Source organism: Roseomonas mucosa ATCC BAA-692, assembly GCF_000622225.1.
Lineage (GTDB): Bacteria > Pseudomonadota > Alphaproteobacteria > Acetobacterales > Acetobacteraceae > Roseomonas > Roseomonas mucosa.
This window is the reverse complement of the sequence record NZ_JHWD01000002.1, coordinates 466,387-473,661: the sequence shown is the minus strand read 5'-3', so window position 1 is coordinate 473,661 and position 7,275 is coordinate 466,387. Positions and strand designations below refer to the sequence as shown.

At 70.5% G+C, this 7,275-nt stretch carries 6 protein-coding genes; all 6 read right to left on the bottom strand.

Features of this window, described 5'->3' with window-relative positions; genetic code table 11:
- Positions 1–300, bottom strand: a 300-nt coding sequence (locus tag BT98_RS0104770; RefSeq protein ID WP_027297159.1) for an IS5 family transposase, incomplete at its 3' end; no start/stop codon positions are given.
- A 124-nt stretch (positions 301–424) separates the two neighbouring features.
- Positions 425–1,459, bottom strand: a complete 1,035-nt coding sequence (locus BT98_RS23270) for a TAXI family TRAP transporter solute-binding subunit (RefSeq protein ID WP_019460930.1) — start codon at positions 1,457–1,459, stop codon at positions 425–427.
- Between the two features lie 37 nt (positions 1,460–1,496).
- Positions 1,497–1,910, bottom strand: a complete 414-nt coding sequence (locus BT98_RS0104760; RefSeq protein ID WP_019460931.1) for a hypothetical protein — start codon at positions 1,908–1,910, stop codon at positions 1,497–1,499.
- A 246-nt stretch (positions 1,911–2,156) separates the two neighbouring features.
- On the bottom strand, positions 2,157–4,640 hold the full coding sequence (gene gyrB / locus BT98_RS0104755) for a DNA topoisomerase (ATP-hydrolyzing) subunit B (protein WP_019460932.1): 2,484 nt from the start codon (positions 4,638–4,640) through the stop codon (positions 2,157–2,159).
- A gap of 151 nt (positions 4,641–4,791) precedes the next feature.
- The gene (recF, locus tag BT98_RS0104750; RefSeq protein ID WP_019460933.1) at positions 4,792–5,946 is read right to left on the bottom strand and encodes a DNA replication/repair protein RecF; all 1,155 of its coding nucleotides are present in this window, start codon (positions 5,944–5,946) and stop codon (positions 4,792–4,794) included.
- Between the two features lie 176 nt (positions 5,947–6,122).
- Positions 6,123–7,262 (bottom strand): DNA polymerase III subunit beta, encoded by a 1,140-nt coding sequence (dnaN, locus tag BT98_RS0104745; RefSeq protein WP_019460934.1) that lies wholly within the window; start codon positions 7,260–7,262, stop codon positions 6,123–6,125.
- Positions 7,263–7,275 lie beyond the last annotated feature (13 nt).

Here is a 7,275-nt window from a genome sequence, read left to right as displayed (position 1 = left end):
CCGCCGCCAGTCGATCTGCCCCGCAGCCTGCAACCGCTCCAGCAGCAGGCGGTGCAAGGCGGCCCAGACCCCGGCCGCCTGCCAGTCGCGCAGCCGCCGCCAGCAACTCATCCCGCAGCCGCAGCCCATCTCGGCGGGCAGCCTCTCCCATGGGATGCCGCTGACCAGCACGAACACGATCCCCGTCAATGCCGCCCGGTCCGCCAGCCGCGGCCGCCCGCCCTTGGGCTTGGGCCGCTCGGGCGGCAACAGCGGCTCAATCGCCGCCCAGAGATCATCAGAAACCAAAGGCTTCGCCATGCCCACAGAAACGCATCATACCGGGTTTAGTTAGGCGCTCTTAATTGCGACCATAGAAAGATTTGCTCCGGAAAGGATGCCCACAACCTCCGTGGTTCCCGGCGGCGAGGGGCCGGCTGTGCCGTCAGTCCGCTGCGAAACCGGCCGGAAGGCGGGAGCGCGCCGCTTGCCGGGAACGGGATGCCGGGGGGGCGGCGACAGGCGCGGCCTGCGGCGCCGGATCGAAGCGGGTCCAGCCCGGCAGCGTCGCGGAGAGGTTCACGTCGCGCCATTTCGGGTGCCGTGGTGGCTGCAGGAAGGCATCGAATTTCTGCGTGAAGGCCCGGGAGAAGCGTTGCAGCCGCTCGCGCCGGATCGGGATCTGGTGGTTGTAGCAGGCAAGGACCGCGCCCACCGCCACCGTGTCCACGCTCTCGCCCTCCGGGATCAGGCCGGGATAGTCGCGCGCCGTGAAGGTGCCGGGGAGATAGGCCTCCAGCAGCGGGTCGGACAGCGGGATCGGCAGGAGCCGCGTCCCTTCGGGCAGAGGGGTGGAGAAGCGCGCCGGCTTGCCGGCGATGCGCACCAGCGCGTCGATTTCGCCCCGGCGCAGCAGTTCCGTGGCATCGTTCGAGGGCAGGTTCACCGTCTGCACCCGCAGGCCGAGCTGCGCGAAGAGGAACTGCGCCGTCATCGCCGTGCCGGACTGGCGGCTTTCCACATTCACCCGGCGTCCGGCGAGATCCTCCAGCCGCGCGATGCCGGGGCGGGCGAAGACGTGCACTTCCTCGTCATAGAGCTTGGCGATGTAGCTCACCTGCTGTTGCAGGCCGGAGAAGAGCCGCTGCTGCGCGGCCGCGGCCAGCACGTCCGACTGCACGAAGGCGAGATCCACCCGGGGCAGGTAGAGCAGGTCCGACAGGTTCTGCAGCGAGCCGCGCCCGATCATGGCCAGGATGCGCAGCCCCTCCACCCCGTCGAGCACGTTGGAGATGTCGTCGGCGAAGCGGATATAGGTCCCGTCCAGCCCGGCGGCCATGATGCCCAGCGTGTCGTCGTTGCGCAGCGGCGCGGCGGCCCCGGAAGGGGGCACGAGCGGGGGCAGGGCCTGCGCGTCGGCGGCGGCCGCGCGAAGGGCGAGGCCGCCGGCCAGCCCGGCCAGCAGGTTTCGGCGGTTCATGGTGCCGGGTTCCTTTCGTGGCGCGCGGGCCGCCGCATCATGGCAGCCGTCCCAGCACGCGGTCGGCGGCGGGATGGCCCAGCGCCCGCGCGCGCTCGTACCACTCGCGGGCCTTGGCTGCGTCGATCAGCCCGCCGCCCCGGGCCTCGATCGTGGCCAGCATGTTCGGGTCGTAGGTGGAGCCCAGGGAAAGGCAGGCGGCGGAGGATTGCGGGTCGAGCGACACGGCCCGCTGGTAGATGGCCCGGGCGCGGGACACGTCGCCGCGCAGCATCGCCTGGTCCCCGGCGCGCATCAGCGCCTCGAAGGAAGCGTTGGCCCCCGTGCGACCGGGAGAAGCCTGGACCGGCAGGGCGGCCACGGCATTGTCCTGGGCCGGCGCCGTCGCGAGGGCCGGCGGAAGAACGGGCAGGAGGAGGCCCGGCAGCAGAAGCGCGAGGCGGGTCGCCAACCGAAGGCAGGCTCGGTGCCTCGGCCCTTCTGAATGGCGATCTTCTCGTCCCTGACGGTCCATCGCATCTCCCCTGCGAGGCTTATGCACCTTTCAGAGACAGTTTTGGACTAAATTTTGGAATGATCTTACAAAAAGAGGTTCTTTGCCCTTTCCAGCCGGATGGGCAGGAAAAAGGCCGGGCCCCGGAAGGCCCGGCCCTGCCGGTATCGGTCGTCCTGTCCGCCGCGATGGGCAGGGCGGGCGTCAGACGTCCAGGTTCGCCACCTTCAGCGCATTGCCGACGATGAATTCGCGGCGCGGCTCGACCACGTCGCCCATCAGCGTGGCGAAGATCTGCCCGGCCTCGTCGGCGTCATCCACCTTCACCCGCAGCATGGTGCGCGCCGCCGGGTCCAGCGTGGTCTTCCAGAGCTGGTCCGGGTTCATCTCGCCCAGCCCCTTGAAGCGCTGGATGGTCAGGCCCTTGCGGCCCTGCTGGAAGACGCGGTCCAGCGCCGAGAGCGGACCGGCCGAACGGTCCTCGCGCCCCTCGAAGCGCAGGGTGACGCCGCTGCCGTAGCGCCCGGCCAGGGACTCCCGCCGCTCCTCCAGCCAGAGCGCGTCGGCGCCGCGCAGCAGGGCGGGTTCCAGGGAATAGCGCTCGGCCACGCCGCGAACGGTGCGGCCCAGCTTGAGCCCGGCCTCGTCCAGCGAGGCGGACCAGCCGCGCTCCGTTTCCAGCGACAGCTCGTTCAGCCGCCGCGCCAGGGCCTGCGCCGCCTGACCGTCATTGGCCACGGCCATGGCACCGGCCAGCGCGGCCTGCTCGCCGATCCAGAGCGGCAGGTTGCCGGAGGCGCGGCGGATGCGGCGCGACACCTCGCGCAGCTTCTGCACCTCCTCGCGCAGCGCCTCACCCTCCAGCGCCGTACCGTCGCTGAGCGTCATCGCCGCGTTGTGCAGCGCCTTCTCCAGCAGGTACTCCTCCATCGCCGCGTCGTCCTTGAGGTAGCGTTCCTCACTGCCGCGCTTGGCGCGATAGAGCGGCGCCTGGGCGATGAAGAGATGCCCGCGCTCGATCAGTTCCGGCATCTGCCGGAAGAAGAAGGTCAGCAGCAGCGTGCGGATGTGGGAGCCGTCCACGTCCGCGTCGGTCATGATGCAGATCTTGCCGTAGCGCAGCTTGGCCGGGTCGAAGCCGCCATTCGCCGGGTCGGGGCCGATGCCGGCGCCGAGCGCGGTGATCAGCGTGCCGATCTGCTCCGAGGACAGCATCTTGTCGAAGCGCGCGCGCTCGACGTTCAGCACCTTGCCGCGCAGCGGCAGGATCGCCTGGAAGGCGCGGTCGCGACCCTGCTTGGCGGAACCACCGGCCGAGTCACCCTCGACGATGAAGATCTCCGCCTTGCTCGGATCGCGCTCCTGGCAATCGGCGAGCTTGCCGGGCAGGGAGGAGATGTCGAGCACGCCCTTGCGCCGCGTCAGGTCGCGCGCCTTGCGGGCGGCCTCGCGCGCCGCGGCGGCATCGAGGCACTTGCGGACGATCTCGTTGGCTTCCTTGGGGTGCGTCTCGAACCAATGGTCCAGCGCATCGGCGACGACCGAGTGCACCACCGGCTGCACCTCGGAGGAAACGAGCTTCTCCTTGGTCTGGGAGGAGAATTTCGGGTCCGGCACCTTCACCGAGAGCACGGCGGTCAGCCCCTCGCGCATGTCCTCGCCGGACAGCGCGGTCTTGTCCTTCTTCGCCGCCTGCTCCGCCACCTTGCCCAGCACCCGCGTCAGCGCCTGGCGGAAGCCCGCGAGGTGCGAGCCGCCATCCCGCTGCGGGATGTTGTTGGTGAAGCAGTGCATGGTCTCGTGGAAGCTGTCGGTCCAGCGCAGCGCGAACTCGACGCGGATCGTCTTGCTCTCGCCATTGCGCTCCACCGTCTGCTCGCCGGTCGCGGCGGCAGGGGGCGAGAAGATCGGCTTGTTGGAACGGTCGAGATATTCGACGAAGGCGGCAAGCCCGCCCTCGTAGTGGAAGACCGTGCGGCGCGGCTCGGCCGCGCCTTCCGCGGTACCTTCCACGGGCCGGTCGTCCTGCAACGTGATGCGGAGGCCGGAATTGAGGAAGGCCAGCTCGCGCAGCCGCTTCTCCAGCCGCTCGTAGTCGAAATCGGTCTTCGAGAAGGTCGCGGCGCTGGGCTTGAAGGTGACCTGCGTGCCTGTGGGATGGCCGGAGGGGCCGATATCCTCCAGCGGCGCCACCGTATCGCCATGCGCGAAGCGGATCACGTGCTCGCGCCCATTCTTCCAGATGCGTGCCTCCATCCGCTCGGACAGGGCGTTCACCACCGCCGCGCCGACACCGTGCAGGCCGCCGGAAACCTTGTAGGAGTTCTGGTTGAACTTGCCGCCCGCATGCAGCCGCGTCAGCACCACCTCGGCGGCGGAGATGCCTTCCTCCACATGCAGGTCCACGGGGATGCCGCGGCCGTCATCGGTGACGGTGACGGAGCCGTCGGCGTTGATCACCACATCGACATGGGTGGCATAGCCCGCCTGGGCCTCGTCCACGGAGTTGTCCACGATCTCGAAGACCATGTGGTGCAGGCCCGAGCCGTCATCCGTGTCGCCGATATACATGCCCGGTCGCTTGCGGACGGCGTCCAGGCCACGCAGCACGGTGATGGAGGCACTGTCATAGGCTTCCCCGCCCTCCTGGCCGGAAGGGGACTGTTCTGGAAGCGCGGGGTCGGACATCAGGTGCTGGAACCTTTCGGAAAACCGTAGTCGAAGCTCCCGCCCAATATAGGGATTCCGGGGCCACGCCGCATCGGGAATCCTCGGCTTTTCCCTTGGCAAAGCTGGATTTTCCGCCAGCCAGGACAGGCCTGAGCGGGGTGAGGAAAGATCAGGCGGCGCACAGGCCCTGGTGGCCGGCCAGAAAGGCCTGGGAACGGCCCTGGAGAGGCGCGAAGACCTCCGGGTCCGTGCCCGTCAGGAAGCACTGCGCCGGCAGGGCGGCCAGTGCCTCGAACAGCGCCACGCGGCGGGCCGCATCGAGATGCGCCGCCACCTCGTCCAGCAGCAGCAGGGGGGCGAAGCCGCGCGCGGCGGCGATCAGCGCGGCATGGGCCAGGATCACGGAAACCAGCAGCGCCTTCTGCTCGCCGGTCGAGCAGATCTCGGCCGGCAGGTCGCGCGGCAGGTGGCGCAGCAGCAGGTCGCAGCGGTGCGGGCCCTCCGTCGCCAGCCCCGCCGACGCATCGCGCCCCCGGTTGACGGCGAGGCGCTCGCGCAGCGTATCCTCCACCGCCAGGGCGGGCTGTTCCTCCAGCATCGCGGCGATCTCGCAGGACAGGGCGCAGCGGGCGGCCGGGAAGGCGCCGGCGGTGCCCGCCTCCAGCGCCGCGTTCAGCCGGGCGATCAGGGCGCGGCGCGCGGCGGCCACGGCCACGCCGTGCCGGGCCATGGCATCCTCCAGCGAGGCGATCCAGGCCGGGTCACGCCGGCCTTCGGAGAGCAGGCGATTGCGCCCGGCCATGGCGGTCTCGTAGCCCGCGACCTCGCGCGCATGGCCGGGCTCCAGCGCCCAGGCCAGGCGGTCGAGGAAGCGGCGGCGGCCGGAGGCACCCTCCTGGAAGAGCCGGTCCATCTGCGGCGTCAGCCAGACCGCGGCGACCAGCGCGCCGAGCTCCGCCTGGGAGCGCACCGGCCCGTCGTTGAGCCGCAGCACGCGCTTGTCCATCGGCCCTTCCGGCGGCGTGCCGGTGCCGAGGTCGAAGGGGCCGTGTGGCGCCTCGAAACGGCCGCTGACGGCCCAGGGCAGGGCGCCCTCCGCCGCGCGGCGGCAGAAGTCGAGGTTGCGCGCCCCCCGCAACCCCCGCCCGGGGCCCAGCAGGCTGATCGCTTCCAGCAGGTTGGTCTTGCCGGTGCCGTTCTCCCCCGCCACCACCACCAGCGGCGACTCCAGGCGCAGATCCGTCGCGGCATGGCTGCGGAAATCCCGCAGCATCAGCCGTGTCAGGCGCAGGCCGGGCGGGGCGTTCTGGAGGGGAAGGGTCAAGCGGGTCCCGAAGGCTTCCTGGGGGCGGCGCCACGCTCCCGGGGCCGGACCGGCCTGCTTCCCCGGGCGCGGGGAAGGGGGAGCGGGTTCCGGCGGGAGCGGGCCGCCACGTCGCCATCACAGATGGCGACGTGGCGGCGCCCGGACAATCCGTGCGGGAGGCAGGGAAGGGCGGGTCAGACCCGCATCGGCATCAGCACGTAGAGCGCGCTGGCCTTGTCCTCGTCCTGCACGATGGTGGGGGCGGAGCCGTCCGAGAAGCGGAACACCACCTGGCCCTGCACCTGGTCGGTGATGTCCTTCAGGTAGCGGGCCTGGAAGCCGATCTCCAGCGGCGTGGAGGCGTAGCTGACGGCATCCGCATCCAGCTCCTCGCGTGCCTGCCCCTGCTCGGGGGAGGAGGCGGTGAGGACGAGCTGGTTCTTGCCCAGCGCCAGCTTCACCGGCCGGGAACGCTCGGAGGAGATCGCCGCCACCCGGTCCACCGCCTGGGCGAAGAGGGCGCGATCAACCTTGAGCTCCTTGTCGTTCCCCTTGGGGATGACGCGCTCGTATTCCGGGAAGGTGCCGTCGATCAGCTTCGAGGTCAGCGTCACCGGGCCCAGGCGGAACTGGATCTTGGTGTCGGAAAGGCGCACCTCGACCGTCGCCTCCTCACCCGAGGCCTCGTCGGCCAGCTTCCGCACCTCACCCACCGTCTTGCGCGGCACGATCACCCCCGGCATGCCCGAGGCGCCTTCAGGCAGCGGCGCCTCGACACGGGCGAGGCGGTGCCCGTCGGTCGCCACGGCGCGCAGCACCTTGCCGCCCTCGCCCTCGGCCACATGCAGGTAGATGCCGTTCAGGTAGTAGCGCGTCTCCTCGGTGGAGATGGCGAAGCGGGTGCGGTCCACCAGCTCGCGCAGCGTCGCGGCGGGCAGGACGAAGCGGTGCGGCAGCTTGCCTTCCGTCATCGCCGGGAAGTCCTCGACCGGCAGCACCATCAGCGAGGTCACGTAGCGCCCGGCGCGCAGGCCCAGCGGCGCGTCGCCACCCGCCTGGTCGAACTCCACCTTCAGCCCGTCGCCCAGCTTGCGCGCGATCTCGTAGAGCGTCGCCGCCGGTGCGGTGCAGCGGCCCGGCTGCGTCACCTCGACGCCGGTGGTGATCTCCTCCACCACCGCGATCTCCATGTCGGTGGCGGTCAGCGTCAGACGGCCTTCCGCGGCCTCCAGCAGGACGTTGGCCAGGATGGGGATGGTGTTGCGACGCTCGACGACGCTCTGGACATGCGCGAGCGCCTTCAGCAGCACCGCCCGGTCCACCGTGAACTTCATCGGCGCCTATCCT